This is a genomic window from Mumia flava (genome assembly GCF_002797495.1).
Taxonomy (GTDB): domain Bacteria; phylum Actinomycetota; class Actinomycetes; order Propionibacteriales; family Nocardioidaceae; genus Mumia; species Mumia flava.
The window spans coordinates 1,153,707-1,179,000 of sequence record NZ_PGEZ01000001.1 but is presented as its reverse complement, the minus strand read 5'-3'; the positions used below and the strand labels follow the sequence as shown (position 1 = coordinate 1,179,000).

The following is a 25,294-nucleotide window of genomic DNA, read 5'->3' as shown; positions in this document are numbered from 1 at the left end:
GTGACTCGCGAGCTAGATCCAGCGCGAGAACCACATCCGCTGCAGCCACTCCGCGTGCTCGATGATCATGTCGGTCCAGATCGGGAAGAAGAACGCGAAGCAGGCCGCGACCGCAGCGACGTACACCCCGAGCGCGACCGGCGCGGCATTACGGCCGACAACCGTCCGGGCATCCCGGGACGACCGCAGCAGTCGACCGGCGACCAGCGCGATCGCCGCACAGGTGAACGGGATGAACGCGGTCGCGTAGAACAGGAAGATCGGCCGGTCGTCATACATGAACCACGGCAGCCACGCCGCCGCCACGACCACGAGCAGCAGCGCGTAGCGCCAGTCGCGGTCACGGATCCAGAACCACACCGACGCCGCCAGCGCAGCCGCGCCGCCCCACCACACGGCCGGGTTCCCGAGGATGAGGACCTGCCGCAGGCACGTCTCGTCCCCGGTCGCGGAGCAGCCGGCGGTGGAGGCGGCGAGGTCGTTCTGGACGTCGACTCCGACCGGGCGGTTCAGCAGGAGCCAGCCCCACGGGTCGGACTGGTACGGGTGGGTCTTGCCCGCGAGGTAGTCGCCGGTGTGGAAGGCGTAGACCATCTGGTGGTAGTTCCACAGCGAGCGCAGCGAGTCGACGACCGGCCCGAAGAGCCCGCCCGTCGGCGAGTCGACGTACGACCCCCACGGCGCCTCGTCGCCGTACCCGTGGCCGAAGCGCGCCGCGAAGACGTCATGGTGGATCAGGAACCCCATCCACGTGAGGACGTACACGACCAGGGCCACGACCACCAGCGACACGAACGCGGGAAGGCCGTCGGACAGCATCGAGCGCCACCACACCCGCCGTACGCCGATCGCGCGCCGGTCGAGCGCATCCAGGATCCAGACCGTGACACCGACGGCGGCGAGCACGTACAGGGCGCCCCACTTCGTCCCGATCGCGAGCCCGAAGCAGACGCCGGCCGCGAGCCGCCACGGCCGCAGCAGCAGCGAGCGGACCGGACCGAAGCCGGCGATGTCCTGGCTGGTCGGGTACGCCCGGGCGAGCCGGACACGTCCCCAGTCGCGGTCCGCGACGACGCACGCCATCGCACACACCAGCCAGAACGCCAGGAACACGTCGAGCAGCGCGATCCGCGACATCACCAGGTGGACGCCGTCGACGGCGAGCAGCAGCCCGGCGAGGCAGCCGAGGAACGTCGAACCGGTCATCCGGCGCACCATCCGGGCCAGCACCAGCACGGTCAGGGCGCCCACCACGGCCGCCGAGATCCGCCAGCCGAAGGCGTTCATCCCGAACAGGTGCTCGCCGACGGCGATCATCCACTTGCCGACCTCGGGATGGACGACCTGGGTCGGCTCCCCGGTCCACAGCCCGGTCACCGTGCCGGACTCCACCTGGCTGTTGGCGTTCTCCACCCAGTCCTGGGCGTAGCCGAAGTGCAGCAGCGACCACGCGTCCTTCGCGTAGTACGTCTCGTCGAACATGAGCCGCGACGGGTACTCGAGGCGCCACACGCGGGCGGCGAACGCGAGCAGAGCCACCGCGAGGGGTGCGAGCCACCCGACGACCCGCGGCGCGTCGGCGATCCGGGGCCGGAAGCGTTCGGCGATCGTCGGCAGCGCGGCGCCGGTCCGGTCGCGGCCCAGCGCCGCGCGCTCCGGGGTCACGGTCGCCGACACGCGGCCACCCTAGCCCGCGTGCCGCGACCGTGACCGCGCACCTCAGCCCGCCGTCGGGGAGGTCCAGCCGGCCGGCAGGACGGCGACGCGGACCCGCTGCGGGTGGTTGCCCACCGGCACCGAGACGATCTTCTCGCCGGTGGCGAAGTCGATCGCCGTGACCTGGTCGGCCTCGCTCTCCGAGATCACGCATGCGGTCCCGTCACCGCTGACCGTCGCCCAGTACGGCTTGGCCGCGGGGACCAGCGGGCCTTCCTGGAGCGTCTCCCGGTCGACGACCGTGGCGTAGTCGTCCATCGTGCCGGCGATGCAGAGCTTCGACCCGTCCGGGCTCATCGACATCCCGTGGTGGCGCGAGTCGTTCACGAACGTCGTCCGGTCGTCGTCGGTCGCGGGGTTCTCCGGCAGGACCTTCTCGCGGGTGATCCGGTCGGACGCGACGTCGTACTCGTAGAAGCCGTTGAAGAACGACACCTGGAAGTACAGCGTCGACTCGTCCGGCGTGAACGCGACGGGCCTGACCGCGTCCGAGGTCTTCTTGCGGCCGAAGGCGTCGAGCCGGTCGCGCATGTCGATCGTCCGGACGACGTCGAAGGTCTCGGTGTCGGCGACGGTGATCTTGCGGTCACCCTTGAGGAAGTCGAGGAACGGGGCGTCGAAGTCGTTGTTCACCTCGCCGATCGACATGTTCCACAGGTGGCGGCCGTCCGCGGAGTAGACGTTCTCGTGGGGCTTGTCGCCGGTCTCGAAGCTGCCGATCTCGGCGCCGGTCATGATGTCGAGCACGTGGACGACGTTGCCGGTCGACGCGGACACGGCGACCTCGGTCCCGTCGGGCGAGACGGCCATGTGGTCGGCGCGGTAGCCGTCGACCTTGAACCGCCAGTTGAGCTTCCCGGTGGTCGCGTCGATCGAGGCGACGTCGGCGAAGCTCGGCCGCGAGACGACGATCGCCGACCCGTCGGGCGTCGAGTACATGTCGTCGACGAACTGGTCGTTGCCCTCGCCGACGGTCTCCCGGATGCCCAGGAAGAACGCGAGCCGGATCGGGTTCAGGTAGATCTCGGTGAGCCGCTTCTTCTTGTCCGGGATCAGGTTGATCCGGCCGATCTGCGCGAAGTCGCCGACCGACTCGATCACGGTGGCGGTGCCGTCCCAGTTGTTGCCGACGAGCATCACCTCCTGGAGTCCGGGTGCGGGCTCGGTCGGTGTCGAGGCGTCGGCGGGCGCGACGGCCAGCGCCCCCGCGAGCAGGGGCGTGGCGACGGCCGCCGCGATGCGGCGTCTCCTGGTGGACGTGGTCATGTCGGTGCTCCGTTCAGGTCGGGACGGGTGTCCTGGCCGACGGGAGGGAGCGTCGAGTGCGCCCGAGTGCAGCGACAAACGTCGGTGACACCTGAGGTTATTGGACGCATGTCCTAATCCGCAAGCGTCGGGTCGCGCCGGCCCGGACGGGACGGGCCGAGCGGGACCACCCGTACGCTGTGGGGGTGCTGGTGCTGGCTGCGACCCCGATCGGGAACCCCGCCGACGCCTCGGCCCGCCTGCGCACGCTGCTCGCCGACGCCGACGTGGTCGCCGCGGAGGACACCCGGCGCCTCCGTCGGCTGGCTGCCGACCTCGGCGTCGAGATCGGCGGTCGCGTCGTCTCGTACTTCGAGGGCAACGAGGCGCGCCGTACGCCCGAGCTGGTCGCGCAGCTCGAGGCCGGCCGGACCGTGCTCCTGGTGACCGACGCGGGCATGCCGAGCGTGTCCGACCCCGGCTACCGCCTGGTCGCTGCGGCGGCGGCGGCCGACCTGGAGGTCACGAGCGCGCCGGGCCCGTCGGCCGCGCTGGCCGCGCTCGCGGTGTCCGGACTGCCGGTGGACCGCTTCACGTTCGAGGGCTTCCCGCCGCGCAAGAGCGGCGAGCGCGACCGCGCCTTCGCCGCGCTGGCGGACGAGCCGCGGACGATGGTGTTCTTCGAGGCGCCCCACCGTACGGCGGCGACCCTGGCGGCGATGGTGCAGGCGTTCGGCGCCGACCGGCCGGCCGCGGTCTGCCGTGAGCTCACCAAGACGTACGAGGAGGTCCGCCGGGGTCCGCTCGCAGAGCTGGCTGCGTGGGCGGAGCCCGCCGACGGCGAGGAGCGGGTCCGCGGTGAGATCACGGTGGTCGTCGGCGGTGCCCCGGCGCGGGAGTACGCTGCCGAGGACCTCAGGGCGATGGTCGAGGCGGCGCAGGAAGGCGGGTTGTCCCGCAAGGACGCCGTCGCGCAGGTCGCGGCCGAGACGGGCGTGCGCCGTCGTGTCGTCTTCGACGTCGCCCACGGCTGAGACCGCCGCCAACCCCGACAGCCACTGGAGACCGTCGATGACCGACGACGCGCACGGGTCGCTCGAGCTCGCCGCAGGCACCTGCCTGGTGCACATCGGACCGCACAAGACCGGGAGCACCGCCCTGCAGTCCGCGATGCACGCGGCGCGCGACGACCTGGCCGCCCAGGGGGTGCAGCTGCTGGGCCGGACGCGCCACGACGCCGCCGGGTACCGCTGGGTGACCGACCGGCTGCTCCGCCACCAGGATCCGGCGCGGGGGGAGCGACTGTGGAACGGCATCGTCCGGCAGGCGCGCGAGACCGGTGGGCGCCGGAGCGTGACGAGCAGCGAGTTCCTCTCCGACGCCCGCGGTGAGCAGGTCGCACGGATCGTGGACGACCTCGGCGGCCCGCGGGCCCACGTCGTCGTCACCCTGCGGCCGCTGTCGCGGATCCTGCCGTCGCAGTGGCAGCAGTACGTCCAGCGCGGCCTGACCATCCCGTACGAGCGCTGGTTGAAGAACACGCTCGACGGCGGGCGGACCAACCCGAGCTTCTGGGTCCGGCACCGCTCCGACGAGCTGGTCGCGCGGTGGGCCGACGTCGTCGGGTCCGACCGGATGACGATCGTCGTCGTCGACCCGTCCGACCACGGGGCGCTGCCGCGCTCGTTCGAGGCGCTGCTGGGTCTGCGCACGGGGACCCTGGAGCTGCGGTCCGACCGCGCGAACCGGTCGCTGACGGCCGCCGAGGCCGCGATGCTCCAGGCGTTCAGCCGGCGGTTCCGCAAGCACGGGCCCGGCCGGACGGGCTGGAGCGCGATCGTCACCCCGGGTGCGCTCGCGGAGGTCAAGAAGCGTCGGCCGGGACCTGACGAGGCCGCGATCGTCACCCCGCAGTGGGCGCTGGACCGCAGTGCCGAGATCGGCGCGGAGATGGTCGCGGGGCTCCGGGCGAGCGGGGCCCGGGTCGTCGGTGACCTGTCCGTGCTGTCCACCCCGGAGGTGGAGCGGCCGTCCGCGTCGGTGACCGCCCTGCCGGTGGAGGCGGCGGCGCGGCTGGCGCTCGCGATGGCGGAGTCGGGCCGCCGGGTGGAGCGGCGCGAGAGCCGGGGCACCACGGCCGTCGGGCGGGGCTCGGGTCTGCGGCGACGGGTGCCGCAGCGGCTGCGGCGCGCCGTACGGCGGGTGCGCGGTTGACCCCGCGGGCGCGCGGGCGCGGCGTGTAGCCTCTCCCTCGTCCCCACGGCGCCTCAGACCTCGTCACGGCGCCCCGTCACCGCTCCGAGGCCCTCCACGATGTCGAACGACCTGCTCATCCCGCCCGGGGCCCGCCTGGTGCACGTCGGGCCGTACAAGACCGGCAGCACGGCGCTCCAGTCCGCGCTGCACGAAGCGCGCCCCGTGCTGGCCCAGAACGGCGTGGTCCGCCTGGGCGACCGGCCGCACGAGTCGGCCGCCGTCCTGTACGCGACGGGGCGGCTGCGTGGCTACCACGACGCCGCGCGAGCGCAGCGTCGATGGGAGCGGCTGGTCCGGCAGTCGCAGCGACTGGGCACGAAGCGCGGGGTGATCAGCAGCGAGAGCTTCTCGCAGGCACGTCCGGAGGTGGTCCGGCGCGTCGTCGACGACCTCGGACCCGACGGGATCCACGTCGCCGTCACCCTGCGGCCGCTCACCACGATCCTCGCCTCGCAGTGGCAGCAGAACGTCCTGCGCGGCACGATGCCGCGCTACGGGGCCTGGCTGCGCCAGGTCTTCGACGCCTACGACGCCGGCACCCAGGACCCGCACGGGTTCTGGATGCCGCACCGCCACGACCTGCTGGTCCGCCGGTGGGCCGACGTGGTCGGTCCCGACGCCGTGACCGTGGTCGTGCTCGACCCGGCCGACCGGGGGATGCTGACGTCGACGTTCGAGTCGATGCTCGGGCTCCCGGGCGGCACCCTCGTGCCCCGACCGGACCGGCTGAACCGCTCGCTGTCCGGGCCGGAGGCCGAGCTGCTGCGCCGCTACCACCGGCAGTCGAAGGCCGCCGGGGTCTCCGGGCCGTGGCACTACCGCCTGCTCCGCGCCGGCGCGGAGGCCCACCTCAAGGCGCGCGACGTCTCCGAGGAGCCCAAGGTCGCGACGCCGCAGTGGGCTCTCGATCGTGCCCAGGAGGTCGGGAGCCAGATGGCGGACGCGATCGCCGCGTCGGGCGCCCGGGTCGTCGGCGACGTGACCCACCTCGCGCCGAGGACGGAGGCGCCCGACTCGGCACCGGTCACCGTCCCCCCTGAGCTGGCGGCCCGCTGGTCCGCCGCGCTCGCCCTCGCGGGCGAGACGATCGCGTCCCGTGCCACGGGCGGCTCCGCGTCGAGCGCAGGGCCCGACCTCGGCTCGGTCTCCGGACGCGCCCTGGTCGGCGAGCTCCGACGCAGGGCCGCGCGGCGGCTGGGCCGGCGATGACCGACGACCTGCTGCTTCCGGAAGGCACCCGGCTTGTCCACGTCGGTCCGCACAAGACCGGCACCACCGCGATCCAGCGGGCCTTCCACGACAACCGCCGAGCCGCCGCCGAGCACGGCGTCGTCTACGCCGGCACGGGACCCCAGCCGTACCGCCCGGTGCAGGAGCTCGTCGGCGGCCGCGGCCGCTACGGGTCCGGGCCGCCGCCGTCGGGCGCATGGGGGCGGTTCGCGGCCGACGTCGCGTCGTACGGGGACGCGCGGGTCGTGATCTCCAGCGAGACCCTCGCAGGGGCACGGATCGAGGCGGTGCGGCGGATGCGCGACGACCTCGGCGAGCGTGTGCACGTCGTGCGGATGGCGCGGCGGCTCGACCGGGTGCTGCCCTCGCGGTGGCAGCAGACCATGGTCAACGGTGGGCGCACCCCGTACGTGGAGTGGGTGCGCGAGGTGCTCTCGGACCCGACGGACCGGTTCTGGGACCGCCAGGGGTACGCGTCCGGGACCCGGCTCTGGGCCGACGTGCTCGGACCCGAGAACGTCACCGTGGTCGTCGTCGACGAGACCGACCGTCGGTGGCTGCTCGACGTCCTGGAGCGGATGACCGGCCTGCCCGCCGGGACGCTCGCGCTCCGCGGGGCGCCGGACAACCCCGCCCTCGGGTACGGCGAGGCGGTCGTGCTGAGGCGGCTCAACGAGATCGCCTACCGAGGACGGTGGCGCGCGGCGTCGTACCCACGGCTGGTCCGCGGCGGCGCGACCCGAGGGCTGCGCACCGGCGGTACGGGCGGGAGCACGCCGTTCCCGGCCGAGCTCGTGCCCCAGGTCGTCGCCGCCGCCTCCGAGCAGCACGACGCGCTGCTCGGGCTCGGGGTGCGGGTCGTGGGCGATCCCGCATCGCTGCTGATCAGCCCGGACTCGGTGCGCGCGGCGAGCCCGGGCGCCTTGGACGAGTCCGCCGCGTCGACGACGCCCGTCGCGGTCGCCCAGGGTGTCGGTGCCGTGGTCGAGGCCGTGCTCGCCGACGGACGACAGCCGCTGGTGGCGGCGCCGCAGGACGACGACGGCACCCGGAGCAGCGGCCGGCGGCCGGCGGACCTGACGACCGCGCAGCTGGTCCGCGAGATCGTCGCGCGGCTGCCGCGAGCCGGCACCCGTGCCCTGCGGCGGTGAGCGTCGTCGCGGCTGCGCGGAGGCCCACGGGACGCGTTGTAGTCTGTGGGCGCGTCCGTGGCCGGACGGTGTGCCGTCCGGCACCGCGGGGCGCGCTGACCTGACCGAGGAGTGCCACGCGTGAGTGACCTGTTGCCGCCCGACGGGCTCCTGCTGCCCGAGGGGACGCGGCTGATCCACGTCGGTCCTCCGAAGACGGCGACCACCTCGCTCCAGGCCGCCTTCCACGAGGCGCGCCCACGTCTGGCTCCGTACGGCGTGCACTACGCCGGGACGCGTCGCCACGAGATGCTCGCGGCGATCGCCGCGGTGGGCGGCAAGGGCTTCCTGGGCGGGCCGGAGCCGCAGCAGGACGCGTGGGCCGAGCTGCTCACCGACATCCACGGGGCGGCCGACCAGCGAGTCGTGTTCTCCAGCGAGTACCTCGCGCAGGCCAAGCCGCCGCGGGTCCGGTCGATCACCGAGCAGATCGGCGGGCACCAGCACGTCGTGCTGACCCTGCGGCCGCTGGACAAGCTGATCCCCTCGCAGTGGCAGCAGTACGTGCAGACCGGCTACGCCATCGCGTACGACGACTGGCTCGAGGCGATGTTCTCGCCGTCGCCGCCGAAGGGCCTGACCCCGACGTTCTGGACCCGCCACCACCACGACCGGCTCGCCGCGCGATGGGCGGCGGAGGTCGGCGAGGAGAACGTCACCGTCGTCGTGCTGGACTCCCGCGACCACGCGATGGTGCTGCGGGTCTTCGAGGCGATGGTCGGACTCCCGGACGGGACGCTGGCGCTCCAGGACGACCTGTCCAACCGGTCCCTCACGCTCGCCGAGATCGAGATCGTCCGCGAGTTCAACCGGATCTACAAGGCCTCGGACTGGCCGTCCGACGTCCACTTCCGTTACCTGCGCAACGGCGTCGTCCGCAACCTGCGGACGCGCCAGCCCGACCGATCCGAGCCCAAGATCGTGACGCCGACCTGGGCGCAGGAGCGGATCGCCGAGCTGAGCCAGGAGGTCGTCGACAATCTCCGGGCCAGCGGTGTCCGTGTCGTCGGCGACCTCGACGGTCTGCTCGCCGGGCCGGTCGTGCCGGCCGAGCCGCAGACCGACGACGACCGTGCCGTCTCCGCGGAGGTGGCCGCGCTGGCGCTCGCCGGGGCGATCGCGCAGACGGGGGTCCCGGCGACGGACGCGAAGGCACGCCGGGCCTGGCGGACGGTCCGGCAGACCCCGACCCGCGACCTGGTCACGCTCGCGCGCAAGCGGATGCGGCGTCGGCTCGCGAGGCGATGAGCGACGACCTCCTGCCCGAGGGCAGCCTGCTCCTGCACGTCGGGCCGCACAAGACCGGCACGACGGCGGTGCAGAGCGCCTTCTTCACCGCGCGCGACGACCTCGCGGGGTACGGGGTGGCGTACCCGGGCCGGTCGCGCACGCCGATCGAGGCGGTCGCCGCGATCACCGGACGCGGTCGCATGACCGGCGACCCGCCGACGTCGATGCGGACCTGGCGGCGCTTCGCCGCCCGCACCCGCGTACGCGGCCGGGTCGTGGTCTCGAACGAGTTCCTCTCCGACGCCGACCCGGCGGCCGTGCGGCGGATCGTCGACGACCTCGGGCGCGAGCGCGTGCACGTCGTCGTCACCCTGCGCCGGCTGGACCGGATCGCCGCCTCGCAGTGGCAGCAGTACGTCCAGAACGGGTCGGGCATCAGCTGGCAGCGCTGGTTGCGGGGCGTGCTCGGCCGGTCGAAGCGCCAGCGGACGCCGAGCTTCTGGCGCCGCCACCGTCACGACGTCGTCGTCCGTCGCTGGGCCGACGAGGTCGGGGCGGACCGGGTGCGGGTCGTGGTCGTCGACGACGGCGACCCGTCGGCGCTGCTGCGGACCTTCGAGGCGATGGTCGGGCTTCCCGCGCACACCCTCGTCCCGGAGGCCGACCGGCAGAACCGCTCCCTGACCTGGGCCGAGGCCGAGCTGCTCCGGCGGTTCAACCGGTCCTTCCGCGCGGGTGAGGGGGACCCGCGCGACTACCGGCGGCTGGTCCGGCTCGGCGCCGTCCGTGCGCTGAAGGCGGCGGAGCCGCCGCCGGACGCCGTACGACCGCCGCTGCCGGCGTGGGCGCTGCGGCGGCTGCGTCGGCGCAGCCGCCGGATCGTGCGCGGGGTGCGCCAGAGCGGCGTGGCGGTGATCGGCGACCTGGACGCGCTCGTGGTCCCGCCGCCGGGCGACCAGGCCGCCCGCAGGATCAGCGAGCCGCCCCCGGTGACACCCGACCTGGTCGCGCGGGCCGTGGCCGGTGTCGTCGAGGCGGACCGCGACCGGCCGGAGCGCGGGTGGCGGGCAGCCGCCCGGCGGGTGGTCGGGATGCGTCCGGGCGACGTCCTGGACGCTGTGCGGGCACGCCGTTACGCCCGCGGTGGCCGCACCTAGGATGGAGGCCATGTCCTCGACAGTCCTCACCGCGGTCGCCTGGCCCTACGCCAACGGCCCGCGCCACATCGGTCACGTGTCCGGGTTCGGAGTCCCCTCCGACGTCTTCGCCCGCTACCACCGGATGATCGGCGACCGGGTGCTGATGGTGTCGGGGACCGACGAGCACGGCACCCCGATCCTGGTGCAGGCCGACTCCGAGGGCACGACGGCCGTCGAGCTCGCCGACCGCTACAACCGGGTGATCGTCGAGGACCTCCAGGGGCTCGGGCTGTCGTACGACCTGTTCACCCGCACGACCACCCGCAACCACTACGCGGTCGCGCAGGAGATGTTCCGCAGCCTGCACCGCAACGGCTACGTCGTGCCGAAGGTCACGACCGGCGCGATCAGCCCGTCGACGGGGCGGACGCTCCCGGACCGCTACATCGAGGGCACCTGCCCGATCTGCGGGTACGACGGTGCGCGCGGCGACCAGTGCGACCACTGCGGCAACCAGCTCGACCCCGCCGACCTGATCGAGCCGCGCAGCCGGATCAACGGCGAGACGCCGGAGTTCATCGAGACCGAGCACTACTTCCTGGACCTCCCCGCGCTGGCCGAGGCGCTCACCGAGTGGCTCCGGACCCGCACCGAGTGGCGCCCGAACGTCCTGAAGTTCAGCCTCAACCTCGTCGACGACCTCAAGCCGCGCGCGATCACCCGCGACATCGACTGGGGCGTCCCGGTCCCGCTCGAGGGCTGGCAGGACCGCGCGGACAAGCGCCTGTACGTGTGGTTCGACGCGGTGATCGGCTACCTGTCGGCGTCGGTGGAGTGGGCGGCGCGCAGCGGGGACCCGGAGGCGTGGCGGGACTGGTGGTGCGACCCGCAGGCGCGCTCGTACTACTTCATGGGCAAGGACAACATCACGTTCCACTCCCAGATCTGGCCGGCCGAGCTGCTCGGCTACTCCGGTCGCGGGAGCAAGGGCGGCGAGCCCGGGGCGTTCGGCGCGCTCGAGCTGCCGACGGAGGTGGTCTCCAGCGAGTACCTCACGATGAGCGGCTCGAAGTTCTCGACCAGCCGTGGACGCGTGATCTACGTCCGCGACTTCCTGCGCGACTTCGGCCCGGACGCGCTGCGCTACTTCATCGCAGTCGCCGGCCCGGAGAACTCCGACGCCGACTTCACCTGGGAGGAGTTCGTCCGCCGGACCAACTTCGAGCTCGCGAACGAGTGGGGCAACCTGGTCAACCGCTCCGTCTCCATGGCGCACAAGAACTTCGGCGCGATCCCGGAGCCCGGGTCCCGGACGGAGGCCGACGAGGCGTTGCTGGCGACCGCGGCGGAGGCGTTCGAGGTCGTCGGCGCGCTGCTGGCGCGGAGCCGCTTCAAGCAGGCCGTGACCGAGGCGATGCGCGTCGTGACGGCCGCGAACCGCTACCTCTCCGACGCCGAGCCATGGAAGCTGAAGGACGACCGTGAGCGTCAGGCGACCGTCCTCCACACCGCTCTGCAGGTGGTCAGCGACGCCAACACCCTGCTCACGCCGTTCCTGCCGCACGCGGCGCAGCGGGTCTTCGAGACGCTCGGAGGGACGGGGACCTGGGCGGCGCAGCCTCAGATCCGCGAGGTCACCGACGACCTCGCGGCGGACCCGGTCGGGGTGGGTGTCCCCGAGGCGGGCCGCTCCTACCCCGTGCTGACCGGCGACTACGCCGCGGAGCAGGCGCACTGGGGCCGTACGGAGATCGTCGCCGGCACCGCGCTGTCCAAGCCGAGCCCGCTGTTCGCGAAGCTCGACGCCTCGCTCGCCGAGACCGGGCCGGCCTGGGCGCCGGTGGAGACCGAGGAGACCGCCGTCGGATGAGTCGCACCGAACGCCCGCCGGTGCCGGAGCCGCTCCCGCACCCGGTGGTGGACAACCACTGCCACCTCGACATGGACGACTCCGCTGAGCAGCTCGAGGTCGCCGAGGCGATCGCGACCGCTGCGTCGGTCGGGGTGCCGCGGATCGTGCAGATCGGCTGCGACCTGCCGGGCGCGCGCTGGGCGGTGCAGGCGGCCGAGACGCACGACGCGCTGGTCGCGGGGGTGGCCCTGCACCCGAACGAGGCGCCGCGGCTCGCCGCGGAGGGGATGCTCGACGACGCGCTGGCCGAGATCGAGTCGCTCGTGGTCTCCGGACCGCGGGTGCGGGCGGTCGGCGAGACGGGGCTCGACTACTTCCGTACGGGGGAGGAGGGCAGGGCGGCCCAGCACGCGTCCTTCCGCGCGCACATCGAGCTGGCCAAGCGGCACGACAAGACGCTGGTGATCCACGACCGTGACGCGCACGCCGACGTCCTCGAGGTGCTCGACGAGGTCGGCGCTCCCGAGCGCACCGTGATGCACTGCTTCTCCGGCCACGCGGACTTCGCCCGGGCGTGCGTGGAGCGCGGGTTCTGGCTGTCCTACGCCGGCACGGTCACGTTCAAGAACGCCCAGCCGGTCCGCGACGCGCTGGCCGTGACGCCGCTGGACCGCGTCCTGGTCGAGACCGACGCGCCGTTCCTGACGCCGACGCCCCACCGCGGGCGCCCGAACGCCTCGTACCTCGTGCCGCACACCGTCCGGGCGATGGCGCAGGTGCTGGGGGTCGACGTCGAGCCGCTGTGCGAGGCGATCGACGCCAACACCGACGCCGCCTTCGGTGGCGCCTGGTAGCGCAGCCCGTACCAGCCTGATGTGACCCAGGTCACACAGGTTTGGGCTTTTGGTCACGATCTGGTTAAGGTGCCCGGAGTTCTGTGTCCCCCGCCCCCGAGGTATTTCTGTGCGCTCCCGACTCGTCGTCGCCGCCCTCAGCGCGACCGTCGTCGCCGCGATCGTGGCCGGCGTCCTGGCCTACACCGCGGCCAGCAAGACCATCACCCTCAGCATCGACGGCAAGGCCGAGCAGATCCGTACGTTCGGCGGCACCGTCAGCGACGTGCTCGACGACGAAGGGATCGAGACCGGCTCCCGCGACGTGGTCGCGCCCTCGCCCGACTCCTCGATCAGCGACGGCACGAAGGTGACGGTGCAGTACGCCCGCCAGTTCGTCGTCGCCATCGACGGCGACGAGCAGTCCTACTGGACCACCGCGCTCAACGTCGAGGACGCGCTCGCCCAGCTCGGGATCCGTCCGCACGCCCAGGCCGAGCTCTCCACGAGTCGCAGCGCGAGCCTGCCCCGCGACGGTCTGACGCTCGAGATCACCAACCCGAACCAGATCACGCTCGTCGCCGACGGCGCCAAGCGGAAGGTCTTCACGCCCGGCGCGACGGTCCGCGACGCCCTGAACGGCATCGGGATCACGCTCGGCAAGCTCGACGAGGTCAAGCCGCGGCTCGGCAAGCAGGTCACCGACGGCATGAAGGTCAAGGTCGTCCGGATCGCGAAGAAGACCAAGACCAAGACCGAGGCGATCGACTACCGGACCAAGGTCCGCGAGGACGACTCGATGGCCGAGGGCAAGGTCAAGGTCGTCCGCGAGGGACGGACCGGCGAGGCACGCGTCACGTACGAGATCATCCGTGCCGACGGCAAGGTGCGAAGCCGTGAGGTCGTCAAGACCGTCGTGCTGAGCAAGCCCCGCGCCCAGATCGAGCGCCACGGCACCAAGTCCGAGCCGTCCACCCCCTCGGTCGACCCCGGCGGCAACTCGGTGTGGGACCAGCTCGCCCAGTGCGAGTCCGGCGGCAACTGGAGCATCAACACCGGCAACGGCTACTACGGCGGCCTGCAGTTCAACCTCAGCACCTGGCAGGCGTACGGCGGCCAGGGCTACCCGCACGAGAACTCGCGGGAGCAGCAGATCGCGGTGGCGACCAAGCTCCGCGACGCCAACGGCGGCAGCTACGGCTCGTGGCCGCACTGCGCCGCTCAGCTGGGGCTCCCCACCTGAGCACCGACGTCCGGCTCCTCGGCGCGGGTGACGTCCGTCGCCTCGCCGAGGAGCTCGGCGTCGCCCCGACGAAGAAGCGCGGCCAGAACTTCGTCATCGACGCCAACACGGTCCGGCGGATCGTCCGCGCCGCCGGCGTCGACGGCGACGACGTCGTGCTCGAGGTCGGCCCCGGCCTCGGGTCCCTGACGCTCGCGCTGCTCGAGACCGTGCGCTCGGTCGTCGCGGTCGAGGTCGACGAGCGGCTCGCCGCGGCGCTCCCGGCGACCGTCGCCGAGCACGCCCCCGTCCGCGCCGACGACCTGCACGTCGTGAGCGCGGACGCCCTCCGGGTCACCGAGCTCCCCGGTCCGGCGCCGACGGCGCTGGTCGCCAACCTCCCGTACAACGTCTCGGTCCCCGTGCTGCTGCACCTGTTCGAGACCGTCCCGACGCTGCGGCACGGGCTGGTCATGGTGCAGGCCGAGGTCGCCGACCGGCTGACCGCCGCGCCCGGCTCCCGGACGTACGGGGTGCCGTCGGTCAAGGCCGCCTGGTACGCGGAGCTGCGGCCGGCGGGACGCGTCGGCCGGAACGTCTTCTGGCCGGCCCCGAACGTCGACTCCGGACTCGTGGCCTGGACCCATCACGAACCGCCCGCGGACGCCGACCGCGCCCGCGTCTTCGCCGTGGTCGACGCGGCGTTCGCGCAGCGCCGCAAGACGCTGCGCAGCGCCCTCGCGGGGATCGCCGGCGGCGCCGACGCGGCCGAGGCGGCCCTCCGCACGGCCGGGGTGTCGCCGCAGGCCCGCGGTGAGCAGCTCGACCTCGCGGCGTACGTCGCGATCACCCGTGCCCTGGCCTGAGCGGCGACCGATAGGTTGATCCGGTGCGTAGCGTGACGGCGCGGGTCCCCGCGAAGATCAACCTGTGCCTCGGGGTGGGTCCCCGCCGGGCCGACGGTTTCCACCCGCTCGCGACCGTCTACCAGGCGGTCGACCTGTGCGACGAGGTCCGTGCCACCGCGGTCGACGACGACGGGGTCACCGTGACCGTGCACCTCGACGCCGACCGCAGCCGGGAGTCGGGCCTCGTCCCGGTCGACGCCGACAACCTCGCGGTCCGTGCCGCGCTCGCGCTCCGCGAGGCCGCCGGCACCACCGACGGCGCGGCGCTGTCGATCCGCAAGTCGATCCCGGTGATGGGCGGGATGGCCGGCGGGTCCGCGGACGCCGCTGCCGCCCTCGTGGCGTGCGACGCGCTGTGGGGCCTGGCGACCCCCCGCTCCGAGCTGGAGGCGATCGCGGCGACGCTCGGATCGGACGTGCCGTTCCTCCTGCACGGCGGGACGGCGCTCGGCGGCGGGCGCGGCGAGGAGGTCAGCCCGGTGCTCGCGCGCGGCCGGTTCCACTGGGTCTTCGCGATCGCGGGACAGGGGCTGTCGACGGCCGAGGTCTACGCCCGGTTCGACCGGCTGCACGGCGAGGACGTCGCCGAGCCCGAGGTCCCCACCGCGCTGCTGTCCGCGCTGGCGGCGGGTGATGCGCCCCGGCTCGGGCGCGCCCTCACCAACGACCTCCAGGACCCGGCGCTGTCGCTGCGACCCGAGCTGGCCGACGTGTTCGAGGTCGCCGAGGACGCCTCGGCGCTCGGCACGCTGGTCTCCGGGTCGGGACCCACGGTGATGGTGCTGGCCGAGGACGGACAGCACGCCGCCGAGATCGCACGGGCCCTGCTCGCCTCGGGGACGTGCGCGGACGCCGTCCAGGCCGATGCGCCCGAGCACGGCGCGCACCTGGTCTGAGCCGCTCCGCCACGGCTCGTAGGCTGGTCGCCGTGACCCCACCGCAGAATCTCGTCAACCTCGACGCTGTGGACAAGGCCCACGGGACCCGGACCCTGCTCGACGGGGTCAGTCTCGGCGTCGGGGCGCAGGACCGGATCGGCATCGTCGGCCGCAACGGCGGAGGCAAGACCACGCTCCTGCGGGTGCTGGCGCGGATCGAGCCCGCCGATGCCGGCCGCGTCACGCACACGCGCGGGCTGGAGGTCGGCTTCCTCCACCAGTCGGACGTCCTCCACGACACCCACACGGTGCGCGAGGCCGTGCTGGGCGGCAAGGCCGACCACGAGTGGGCCGCCGACGCGACCACGCGCGAGATCGTCACGGTCCTGCTCGAAGGGATGTCCCTCGACCGCGTGATCGAAGGGATGTCCGGCGGCGAGCGGCGGCGCGCGTCGCTCGCACGCCTGCTCCTGGGCCAGCACGACCTGCTCGTGCTCGACGAGCCGACGAACCACCTCGACATCGACGCGATCGCATGGCTCGCCCGGCACCTGGTGCGCCGCGACAGCGCGGTCGTCGTGGTCACCCACGACCGGTGGTTCCTGGACGAGGTCGTGAACCACACCTGGGAGGTGCACGACGGCCAGGTCGATGCGTACGACGGTGGCTACGCGGCGTACGTGCTGGCCCGGGCCGAGCGCGACCGGCAGGCGACGGCGACCGAGACACGTCGGCGCAACCTGGTGCGCAAGGAGCTCGCGTGGCTGCGGCGCGGGGCCCCGGCTCGTACGTCGAAGCCCCGCTTCCGCGTCGACGCCGCGAACGCGCTGATCGCCGACGAGCCGGCACCGCGCGACCGGCTGGCGCTCGAGCAGTTCGCGACGCAGCGGCTCGGCCGTGACGTGCTCGACCTCGAGGACGTCTCGCTCACCCGCGGCGACGCGGAGATCCTGGACCGGGTCACGTGGCGGCTCGGGCCGGGCGACCGCGTCGGGCTGGTCGGACCCAACGGCACGGGCAAGACGTCGGTGATGCGCCTGCTCGCCGGCGAGGTCGCGCCCGACGCGGGCCGGGTCAAGCGGGGCCGTACGATCGCGGTCGCGTCGTTGTCCCAGGGGCTGGAGGAGCTGGATCCGACCGAGCGGGTGCTCGAGGCCGTGTCGGCCCCCGAGCTGAGGGCGACGTCGTTGCTGGAGGGATTCGGTTTCACCGGCGACCTGCTGACCGCCCGGATCGGCGACCTGTCAGGCGGGGAACGGCGCCGCCTCCAGGTGCTGCGGCTGCTGGCGAGCGAGCCGAACGTCCTCCTGCTCGACGAGCCCACGAACGACCTGGACATCGACACGCTCACCGTGATCGAGGACCACCTCGACACCTGGCCGGGCACGCTCGTCGTGGTCTCGCACGACCGCTACTTCCTCGAGCGCGTCACCGACACCGTGTACGAGCTCCCCGGCGACGCGTCGATCCGGATGCTCGTCCGCGGGGTGGAGGACTATCAGCCGCGCGACCCTGCGAACCGTCGGCCAGGCGTGCAGACGGGCGCTTCCTCCCGTGGGTCGAGGCCCGAGCCGGGCGTTTCCTCCCGTGGGTCGAGGCCCGAGACGGGCGTTTCCTCCCGTGGGTCGAGGCCCGAGGCGGGCGCTTCCTCCCGTGGGTCGAGGCCCGAGCGGAGCGAGGGATCGAGACCCGACGCCGCTCCGCCGGCTCCGTCCCGCGGGTCGAGTCCCGACACCGCCCCGAGAGTCGGCGGTGCCGAGGAGCGCGCGGCCCAGAAGGAGATCGCACGGCTCGACCGGCAGATCGCGCGGCTGACCGAGCGCGCCGACGCGATCCAGGCCGAGATGGCAGCCCACGCGAGCGACGTGGACCTCCTGACCTCCCTCACCGGGGACCTGAGCACGGTCGTTGCGGAGCGGGAGACGCTCGAGGAGCGCTGGATGGAGCTTGCGGACCTGATCGGCTAGATCCCGGGGGGCGGTGAGCTGGTTCCCACGGCGGCGCTCGTTCGGGTGACGGCGGTGAGCTGGTTCCCACGGCGGCGCTCGTTCGGGTGACGGCGGTGAGCTGGTTCCCACGGCGGCGCTCGTTCGGGTGACGGCGGTGAGCTGGTTCCCACGGCGGCGCTCGTTCGGGTGACGGCGGTGAGCTGGTTCCCACGGCGGCGCTCGTTCGGGTGACGGCGGTGAGCTGGTTCCCACGGCGGTGATGCGGGTGGGAACTGACTCACCGCCGCCCCCGTGCATCCCGGCCCGGGTGGGAACTGACTCACCGCCCGGCCACCGCGGCCCGTCCCGTACGCCACCGGGCCGGGGTCGCCATCGGACAGAGGCGAGGAGCCGGTGCTACGGTCGCGTCGACTCGGGCGGTCCAACGAAGGAGCTCCAGTGCCGAAGTCGTCGCGGTCGCGGCTGTGGGTCGTTCCGCTGCTGGTGCTCATCGCGTGGCTGGTGGTCGGCGGTCTGACGGGACCGAAGGCCGGTCAGCTCTCGGAGGTCACCGAGAACGACACGGGTGCTTTCCTGCCGTCGTCGGCCGAGTCGACGAAGGTCGCCGACGTTCGGGGCGACTTCGCGGGGGACACGACGCCGGCCGTGATCGTCTGGGAGAGCGATCAGGCGCTCGGCGGGGATGCACCGCAGCAGGCCGCGGACCAGCTCGACGCCGTCGCCGGCGTCGACGGGGTGACCGGAGTCAGCCCCGTGCAGCCGTCCGAGGACGGACAGGCCCTGGTGGCCTACGCCGAGATCGAGGCGGACGACGAGGAGGTCGAGCAGGTCGTCGCCGACGTCCGCGACCAGCTGGACGACGTCGGGGACGCGACGGTGTACGTCACGGGCGGTGCGGCGTTCGCCGCCGACCTCGGTTCGGCCTTCGGCGGTATCGACGGGATCCTGCTGGTGGTCGCGCTCGTCGTGGTGCTCCTGATCCTGCTCGTCGTCTACCGCAGTCCCGTCCTCCCGTTCGCCGTCCTGCTCACCGCCGTGCTCGCGCTCGGAGCAGCGTCGTCGGTCGTCTACGCGCTGGCCGAGTCCGGCGTCCTGCTGCTGGACGGCCAGGCGCAGGGGATCATGTCGATCCTCGTCGTCGGGGCCGCGACGGACTACGCCCTGCTCCTCGTCGCCCGCTACCGCGAGGAGCTGCGTGCGTTCGACAGCCGCTACGACGCGATGCGCGCGTCGCTCGCCGAGTCCTGGAAGCCGATCGCAGCGTCCGGCGGGACGGTGATCCTGGCGCTGCTGTGCCTCCTGCTGTCCGACCTGACGTCGAACCGCAGCCTGGGACCCGTGGCCGCGATCGGAATCGCCGGCGCGATGGTGGCGGCCCTGACCTTCCTGCCCGCGCTGCTGCTCCTGCTGGGGCGCAGCGCGTTCTGGCCGTTCCGCCCGAAGTCCGGCACCACCCGCACGGAGGAGCACGGGGTGTGGGCACGGGTCGCCGGCCTCGTGTCGCGCCGCCCACGCCGGGTCTGGGTGCTGGTGACCCTCGGCCTGGTCGTCGCGGCCGCCTTCGTCCCGGCGTTCAAGGCCTCGGGTGTCCCGCAGACCGAGCTGTTCCTCGGGGAGGTGGAGGCGGTCGAGGGCCAGGCTGCGGTGGGTCGGCACTTCGCAGCCGGCTCCGGCGACCCCGCCCTCGTGGTCGCGCCGCAGGAGGACCTCGACCAGGTCGTCTCGACGGCCCAGGATGTCGCCGGCGTTGCCCGGGTGGCGCCCGTCACGTCCGGCGGACGCGGAGACGTCGAGGAGGGGCAGGCGCAGCCGGCAGTCGTCGACGGCGACGTGATGGTGGAGGTGACGCTCGCCGACGCCGCGTACAGCCGAGCAGCCGAGGGCACGGTGCGCGATCTGCGTACGGAGCTGCACGCCGTGTCCGACGACGTGCTCGTCGGCGGCCCCACCGCCCAGCAGATCGACAGCATCGAGACGGCCGAGCGGGACCGGGCGCTGATCATCCCGGTCGTGCTGGTCGTGATCCTGCTGGTGCTGATCGTGCTGCTCCGCAGCGTCCTCGCCCCCGTCCTGCTCGTGGCGACCACGGTGCTGAGCTTCTTCGCCACCCTCGGCGTCGCGGGTCTGGTCTTCGACCACCTCTTCGGCTGGCCGGGGGCCGATCCGTCGGTGCCGCTGTACGCCTTCGTCTTCCTGGTGGCGCTCGGGATCGACTACAACATCTTCCTGATGACCCGGGTCCGTGAGGAGACCCAGAAGGACGGGACCCGGCGCGGCGTCCTGACCGCCCTGATCGTGACCGGCGGAGTGATCACCTCCGCGGGGATCGTCCTGGCGGCGACGTTCGGTGCTCTCGCGGTCATCCCGCTGCTGTTCCTGGCGCAGATCGCGTTCCTGGTGCCGTTCGGCGTGCTGCTCGACACCCTGCTCGTACGGACGTTGCTCGTCCCCGCCGTCACCTACGACGTCGGCGCGAGGATCTGGTGGCCGTCGGCGCTCCAGCGGCGCGAGTGACCCCGGTCAGACGCCGGGGGCGTCGAACGGGATCAGGAGGGCGCGCAGGAGCGCCGCGAGCCGGTCGGACTCGTCGTCGGCGAGGGAGGCGAGCAGGTCGCGCTCGCGGCGCAGCAGCGCGACCAGGGCGTCGTCGACGACCCGGCGGCCCTCGTCGGTGAGGGTGACGAGAACCCCGCGCCGGTCCCCGGGATCGGGGGAGCGGACCACGAAGCCACGGGCGGCGAGACGGTCGATCCGGTTCGTCATGGTCCCGCTGGTGACCAGGGTCTCCCGCAGCAGGCGCCCGGGCGAGAGGCGGTACGGGGCGCCGGCGCGGCGCAGCGCCGACAGGACGTCGAACTCCCAGCCCTCGAGCTCGTGGTCCGCGAACGCCTCGCGGCGGGCCAGGTCGAGGTGGCGCGACAGTCGCGACACCCGGCTGAGCACCGCCATCGGGCTGACGTCGAGGTCGGGACGTTCCCGCTGCCAGGCTGCGATCAGCCGCTCGACCTCGTCGCTCTCGCTCACCCTTCGATCCTAGCGTCAAGATTCTCGACATCGAGAGGCTGCGGACGTACGCCGCGTCGCCGAGGACCGTCACCGACGGCGCCCGCCGGCCGGTCAGGCGCCCTCGTCGGCCTCGGGGATCAGCTGCGGCTTGCGCTCGAGGTCCGACAGGCCGTTCCACGCGAGGTTGACGAGGTGGGCGGCGACGACGTCCTTGGCAGGCTTGCGGGTGTTCAACCACCACTGGCCGGTGGTCCCGACCATGCCGACGAGCATCTGCGCGTACATCGGCGCGAGCTTCGCGTCGTACCCGCGCGCCTTGAACTCCGCCCCGAGGATGTCCTCCACACGGTGAGCGATGTCGCTGATGATGCTCACGTACGAGCCCATCGGCGTGCCGACCGGCGAGTCGCGCACCAGGATCCGGAAGCCTTCGGAGTGCTGCTCGATGTAGCTGAGGAGAGCGATCGCCGCCTGCTGGAGCACCAGCCGGGGTGGTCCGGGGGTGAGAGCATCGCGCATCATGCCGAGCAGCGTCTGCACCTCGCGGTCGACGACCACGGCGTACAGCCCTTCCTTGCCACCGAAGTGCTCGTAGACGACGGGCTTGGAGACGGAGGCCTTGGCAGCGATCTCCTCGACGGTCGTCGCGTCGACGCCGTGGTCGGCGAAGATCGTCCGGGCGATCGCGATCAGCTGCTCCCGGCGCTCCGCCGCCGTCATGCGTTTGCTGCTGCGCTTCGGTGAGGTCTCGGAGTTCCTGGCCACCGGTGCATTGTCGCGCACTCGGGTCCGAACGCGTCAGAGGGCGAGGGCAGCGATTGCCGCACCCACCGCGATCCCCGTGATCGAACCGGCGATCCGGCGCCGTCGGCCGTCGGCACCGGACGGGACCGGCGGCAGGCCGGGCCAGCGGACGGCGAGGCCGGCCAGGCCGGCCGCGAGCAGCCCGACGCAGGGCAGCCAGCACGCCCACGCGAGCCACGCCGGCATGGTCAGCCACGGCGCGAGGGAGCGTGCGACCAGCAGCGCGGCGACTGCCTGGACGGCCGCCGACGACAGCGCGAGCCGGTCGGCTCCGTGCGCGTCGGCCGGTCGTCGCCACGCGGCCCAGGCGAACGACCCCGCGACGACGGCCGTCACCAGGAGCAGGGCGTACCCGACGATCTCGCTCACGACGCCTCCTCGAGCACGGCGCGACCGATCTCGTCGACGCCGACCGCTGTGTCCGCGAGGACGACGACCCCGCGGTCACGGGCGGGGTCGAGGAGCACCGCCGCCTCGTATCCGCCCGTCGCGCCGTTGTGGCGGACGATGCCGTCGGAGTCGGTGAACCAGGCGAGCCCGATCCGGTCGTCGTCCGCGTCCCAGCGCGGCTCGAGCGCGCTGGTCCCGGGTGCCTCGCCGTCGAGGATCGCGCGCAGGTACGCGGCCATGTCTTCGGACGTCGACCGGACTCCGCCGGCCGGGGCGTCGCCGTCGAGCGCCCAGGGCTCCTCGGCCCGACCGCTGGCGGCGAGTCCGTGCCCGTCCACATCCTCGGCGTCGCGCGGGACCGTGGTGCCGGTGAGGTCCAGCGGCTCGAGCAGCCGTGTGCGCAGCAGCGTCCGGTAGTCCGTCCCCGCTGCGGCCGCCAGCGCCTGGCCGAGCAGGGCCGGTCCGAGGTTGGAGTACGCGAAGGTGCCCCGGTCGTCGAGCGAGACTCCCCGGGCCTCCTCCACGACCTCGGACGGCGTCGCGTCGTACGGGTTGCGATGGCGGAGGACCTCGATCGCCGAGCGGATCCGGTCGACGACCCCGCCACCGACCCGGGGAAGGCCCGAGCGGTGGCTCGACAGCTCGCCGGGCGTGACCTCGGCGACCGGGGATCCCTCCAGCGGGAGCAGGTCGCCCACCGGCTGGTCGAGGCTCACCTCGCCGCGTTCGGCGGCGTCGGCCAGCAGGAGTGCGGTCATGGTCTTCGTGACCGAGCCGATCTCGTACGCCGTGTCGGGGCTCGCCCCGAGCTGCGCGAACCGGGTCCGGTCCCCGTCGACCAGCGCGATGCTCACCGCGTGTCGGCCGGGACCCAGGTGCGGCTCCGCCACCGCGAGGATCGCCGGGTCGCCGCTCGGTTCGCCACGGTCGGGCCGGTGGGGGCCGAGCAGCACCCCGGCGAGGACGCTGACGGCCACGACTGCGGCTGCGATCGCCGTACGGCGACTCATGCGGGTGCCTCTGCCGCGCTCACCAGGGCGAGGAGCGGCACGACACGCTCGGCCGGGACGCCGTACCGACCCCGTCCGGTGCTGCTCAGCCATCCGGCGGCGACGAGCGGGTGGAGGTGGTGGTACAGCTGTCCGCTCGTGCCGCCGTCGAGCTCGGACAGCAGGGCCGTCGTCGAGTGGGCGCCGTTCAGCACAGCGCGCAGGAGGCGGAGCCGGACCGGGTGGGCCAGAGCCCCGAGCGAGGACGCCAGCTCGTCCCACCGATCGGCCAGGAGGTCGTCCGCGAGCCGCCCGTACTGCCACATCACGTGCCCGCTGCCGGGGAGGTCGAGGCGTCCGGCGAACACGACCGCGCCGTCGGCGGGGAAGCGGCGCGCGAGCCCGTCCAGGACCCAGAAGGTCTCGGGGTCGGGGACGGCGGGAGAGGTGTCCGCGTCGGCGGAAGGATCGGCGCGGGGCGGCGAGTCGGCACCGGACACGGGGCCGGCGCCCTCGAGTCGCGCCTCGAGAGCCGACACGCGTTCTTCGAGACGTCGGATCCGATCCTGGTCCTGGTCGGTCATGGCCCCATCCTATGGAAGTACGGAACTACGTACAAACATGATTTGCCGTACGGGCGACCCCGTCCGGCGGTGTGCTTGCAGATCGCGGCGAACGGGTCGACCCTGAGAGAGAAGGACGTCCCGAGGAGGTCCAGATGCACCTGAGCAACGCAGCGAAGTGGATCGGCGTCGTCGTGCTGGTCGCCGCGTTCGTGATCAGCGGGATCACCGTGCTCCTGCTCGCGCAGAACGGTGTGCTCCCGTCCCACCCCTGGCAGGAGGTCGGCACCGCCCTGGCGATCTTCGGCGCGGTCAGTGCGCTGATCGCGGGGATCGCGGAGGCCGACGTGGGGTCGCACCAGACGCGGCACACGCACTGAGGCCACGGACGCGCGTGCGCCCGTGGAATCGGGCGCACGCGGCGACGGGGTCACTCGGCTACGCAGACCCCCACCTGGCTGGGGAAACCTTCGGTGCCAGGTGCGGGTCTGCGTAGCCGGCTACGCAGACTGCCTGGTGGGCGCCGCGCGGGTTCGCGAGGGTGGAGACAGAGCGGCCCCTCGCCGGGTGGGAGACCGACGAGGGGCCTGGGATCGCGTCGGCGGACACGACCCCGTCTGTGGGACCGTCCCGAGAGCCGGTCCTGTCCGGGTGGGCGCTGCGGGCTAGCCCGCAGCCGCCGCGGTGGGCTGGACGCGCTTCGCCTCGATGCGGGACGCGACCGGCCAACGGACGTCATGGACCCAGCCGAGCTTCTCGAGGCACCAGATCAGCCGGGCGGAGATGTCGACCTGGCCGCGCAGGACGCCGTGGCGCGCGCAGGTCGGGTCGGCGTGGTGGAGGTTGTGCCAGGACTCGCCCATCGACGGGATCGCGAGCCACCACACGTTGCCGGAACGGTCGCGTGACCTGAACGGCGCCTCGCCCATCGTGTGGCAGATCGAGTTGATCGACCAGGTCACGTGGTGGACCAGGAAGACCCGGACCAGCGACGCCCAGAAGAAGGCGGTCACGGCACCCTCCCACGACCACGTGATGAGCCCGCCGAGCACCGCGGGGGTGATCAGCGAGACCGCGACCCAGAGGGGGAACCGCTTCGAGATCCAGACGATGTCGCGATCCTTGAGGAGATCCGGAGCGTACTGGCGCTGGGGAGTCTGCTCGGCGTCGAACATCCAGCCGAGGTGGGCGTAGGCGAAGCCCTTCGTGAGTGCGCCCACGGACTCGCCGTAGCGCCACGGCGAGTGCGGGTCGCCCTCGCGGTCGGAGAACTTGTGGTGCTTGCGGTGGTCGGCGACCCAGCGCGTGATCGGACCCTCGATCGCGAGGCTCGCGGCGACCGCCAGCGCGATCTTGACCGCGCGGTTGGGCTTGAACGACTTGTGCGTGAACAGGCGGTGCATGCCGACCGTCACGCCGAGAGACCCGATCAGGTAGAACACGACCAGCAGCGCCGCGTCCACGGGGCCGAACCACCCGCCCCAGGCGATCGGGATCGCCGCGACGATCGCGACGAACGGGACCGCCACGAAGATCCCGAGAGCGATCTGCTCGGGGCGGCCGGGAGGGGTCGGAGAGTCGTCCGACTCGAGGTCGCGCAGCGATCGGGAGTCGAGCAAGGTCATGGGCGGGCTCCTGTCCGGGGCTTCTGGCCGGGCTGTCCTGACCTACGGAGGCGTAAGTTACGCGCCCGTAGGTTCTAGTGTCCCCGGCGCGAGGGCCTCACGCAACCCTGGGCGGCGGCCGATGTGTGCGACGACCGCCGGGTTCCGTAGTCTGGACGCGGATGATCCCCGGTTGGTCTGTCGGCAGGGCCCGCCGCACTTTGAATGCGGATCAAGCGACGTAGGTTCGACTCCTACCCGGGGAGCTCATCCGACCAGCCGACGACTTC

The 25,294-nt window shown here is 72.9% G+C and carries 22 protein-coding genes and 1 tRNA gene; 15 read left to right on the top strand and 8 right to left on the bottom strand.

Translation table 11 applies throughout. From position 1 onward, the window contains the following. Positions 1-12: 12 nt before the first annotated feature. Both CLV56_RS05540 and CLV56_RS05535 read right to left on the bottom strand, forming a co-directional pair. Positions 13-1,677 (bottom strand): dolichyl-phosphate-mannose--protein mannosyltransferase, encoded by a 1,665-nt coding sequence (locus CLV56_RS05540; RefSeq protein WP_039342956.1) that lies wholly within the window; start codon positions 1,675-1,677, stop codon positions 13-15. Between the two features lie 42 nt (positions 1,678-1,719). Next, positions 1,720-2,982: a YncE family protein gene (locus CLV56_RS05535; RefSeq protein ID WP_039342954.1), complete on the bottom strand. Its 1,263-nt coding sequence runs from the start codon at positions 2,980-2,982 to the stop codon at positions 1,720-1,722. 179 nt (positions 2,983-3,161) lie between these two features. Between CLV56_RS05535 and rsmI the strand changes: the two genes are divergently transcribed. From rsmI to CLV56_RS05470, 13 genes are all read left to right on the top strand, one after another. Beyond that, positions 3,162-3,995, top strand: a complete 834-nt coding sequence (gene rsmI, locus CLV56_RS05530) for a 16S rRNA (cytidine(1402)-2'-O)-methyltransferase (RefSeq protein WP_245857628.1) — start codon at positions 3,162-3,164, stop codon at positions 3,993-3,995. Between the two features lie 37 nt (positions 3,996-4,032). Beyond that, a complete protein-coding gene (locus tag CLV56_RS05525; protein WP_039342950.1) occupies positions 4,033-5,175 on the top strand; it encodes a hypothetical protein in 1,143 nt (380 codons plus the stop codon). A gap of 99 nt (positions 5,176-5,274) precedes the next feature. Then, positions 5,275-6,426, top strand: a complete 1,152-nt coding sequence (locus tag CLV56_RS05520) for a hypothetical protein (protein WP_100414513.1) — start codon at positions 5,275-5,277, stop codon at positions 6,424-6,426. Next, positions 6,423-7,598, top strand: coding sequence for a hypothetical protein (locus tag CLV56_RS05515; RefSeq protein ID WP_100414512.1), 1,176 nt, complete (start codon positions 6,423-6,425; stop codon positions 7,596-7,598). The genes CLV56_RS05520 and CLV56_RS05515 overlap by 4 nt, the downstream gene beginning before the upstream one ends. A 120-nt stretch (positions 7,599-7,718) precedes the next feature. Further along, the gene (locus CLV56_RS05510) at positions 7,719-8,885 is read left to right on the top strand and encodes a sulfotransferase family protein (protein WP_100414511.1); all 1,167 of its coding nucleotides are present in this window, start codon (positions 7,719-7,721) and stop codon (positions 8,883-8,885) included. After that, positions 8,882-10,024, top strand: coding sequence for a hypothetical protein (locus CLV56_RS05505; RefSeq protein ID WP_100414510.1), 1,143 nt, complete (start codon positions 8,882-8,884; stop codon positions 10,022-10,024). Before CLV56_RS05510 ends, CLV56_RS05505 begins: the two co-directional genes overlap by 4 nt. 10 nt (positions 10,025-10,034) lie before the next feature. Then, positions 10,035-11,876: a methionine--tRNA ligase gene (metG, locus tag CLV56_RS05500; RefSeq protein WP_039343067.1), complete on the top strand. Its 1,842-nt coding sequence runs from the start codon at positions 10,035-10,037 to the stop codon at positions 11,874-11,876. Continuing rightward, positions 11,873-12,712, top strand: coding sequence for a TatD family hydrolase (locus tag CLV56_RS05495; protein ID WP_039342948.1), 840 nt, complete (start codon positions 11,873-11,875; stop codon positions 12,710-12,712). Before metG ends, CLV56_RS05495 begins: the two co-directional genes overlap by 4 nt. A 109-nt stretch (positions 12,713-12,821) precedes the next feature. Continuing rightward, positions 12,822-13,934 carry a resuscitation-promoting factor gene (locus CLV56_RS21345; protein ID WP_211287985.1) on the top strand — a complete coding sequence of 371 codons (1,113 nt, stop codon included), beginning with the start codon at positions 12,822-12,824 and terminating at the stop codon, positions 13,932-13,934. Next, complete coding sequence (gene rsmA / locus CLV56_RS05485; RefSeq protein WP_170224740.1) at positions 13,895-14,779, top strand: 16S rRNA (adenine(1518)-N(6)/adenine(1519)-N(6))-dimethyltransferase RsmA; 885 nt, start codon at positions 13,895-13,897, stop codon at positions 14,777-14,779. Before CLV56_RS21345 ends, rsmA begins: the two co-directional genes overlap by 40 nt. Positions 14,780-14,802: 23 nt before the next feature. Continuing rightward, positions 14,803-15,717: a 4-(cytidine 5'-diphospho)-2-C-methyl-D-erythritol kinase gene (locus tag CLV56_RS05480; RefSeq protein WP_039342946.1), complete on the top strand. Its 915-nt coding sequence runs from the start codon at positions 14,803-14,805 to the stop codon at positions 15,715-15,717. A 32-nt stretch (positions 15,718-15,749) separates the two neighbouring features. Then, entirely contained in the window at positions 15,750-17,666 is a 1,917-nt protein-coding gene (locus CLV56_RS05475) for an ATP-binding cassette domain-containing protein (RefSeq protein ID WP_039342945.1), read from the top strand. 420 nt (positions 17,667-18,086) lie between these two features. Continuing rightward, positions 18,087-20,162, top strand: a complete 2,076-nt coding sequence (locus tag CLV56_RS05470) for an MMPL family transporter (RefSeq protein ID WP_039342943.1) — start codon at positions 18,087-18,089, stop codon at positions 20,160-20,162. Positions 20,163-20,168: 6 nt separating this feature from the next. On the opposite strand, the gene CLV56_RS05465 is transcribed toward CLV56_RS05470, so the two are convergent. The 5 genes from CLV56_RS05465 to CLV56_RS05445 all read right to left on the bottom strand — a co-directional run bounded on the left by CLV56_RS05465 (position 20,169) and on the right by CLV56_RS05445 (position 23,421). Then, positions 20,169-20,672: a MarR family winged helix-turn-helix transcriptional regulator gene (locus CLV56_RS05465; RefSeq protein WP_039342940.1), complete on the bottom strand. Its 504-nt coding sequence runs from the start codon at positions 20,670-20,672 to the stop codon at positions 20,169-20,171. Positions 20,673-20,765: 93 nt separating this feature from the next. Further along, positions 20,766-21,374, bottom strand: a complete 609-nt coding sequence (locus CLV56_RS05460) for a TetR/AcrR family transcriptional regulator (RefSeq protein ID WP_039342938.1) — start codon at positions 21,372-21,374, stop codon at positions 20,766-20,768. 78 nt (positions 21,375-21,452) lie between these two features. Then, complete coding sequence (locus CLV56_RS05455) at positions 21,453-21,827, bottom strand: hypothetical protein (RefSeq protein ID WP_039342929.1); 375 nt, start codon at positions 21,825-21,827, stop codon at positions 21,453-21,455. Continuing rightward, positions 21,824-22,858: a serine hydrolase domain-containing protein gene (locus CLV56_RS05450; protein ID WP_039342926.1), complete on the bottom strand. Its 1,035-nt coding sequence runs from the start codon at positions 22,856-22,858 to the stop codon at positions 21,824-21,826. Before CLV56_RS05450 ends, CLV56_RS05455 begins: the two co-directional genes overlap by 4 nt. Beyond that, the gene (locus CLV56_RS05445; protein ID WP_039342924.1) at positions 22,855-23,421 is read right to left on the bottom strand and encodes an ArsR/SmtB family transcription factor; all 567 of its coding nucleotides are present in this window, start codon (positions 23,419-23,421) and stop codon (positions 22,855-22,857) included. Before CLV56_RS05445 ends, CLV56_RS05450 begins: the two co-directional genes overlap by 4 nt. A gap of 134 nt (positions 23,422-23,555) precedes the next feature. On the opposite strand from CLV56_RS05445, the gene CLV56_RS05440 reads away from it, so the two are divergent. Continuing rightward, positions 23,556-23,780, top strand: coding sequence for a hypothetical protein (locus tag CLV56_RS05440; RefSeq protein ID WP_039342922.1), 225 nt, complete (start codon positions 23,556-23,558; stop codon positions 23,778-23,780). 285 nt (positions 23,781-24,065) lie between these two features. Here CLV56_RS05440 and CLV56_RS05435 read toward each other — a convergent pair whose 3' ends face one another. Next, positions 24,066-25,025: an acyl-CoA desaturase gene (locus CLV56_RS05435; RefSeq protein WP_039364393.1), complete on the bottom strand. Its 960-nt coding sequence runs from the start codon at positions 25,023-25,025 to the stop codon at positions 24,066-24,068. Positions 25,026-25,190: 165 nt separating this feature from the next. On the opposite strand from CLV56_RS05435, the gene CLV56_RS05430 reads away from it, so the two are divergent. Continuing rightward, positions 25,191-25,270: transfer RNA gene (locus CLV56_RS05430), tRNA-Gln, on the top strand. The last annotated feature ends 24 nt before the right edge of the window (positions 25,271-25,294 follow it).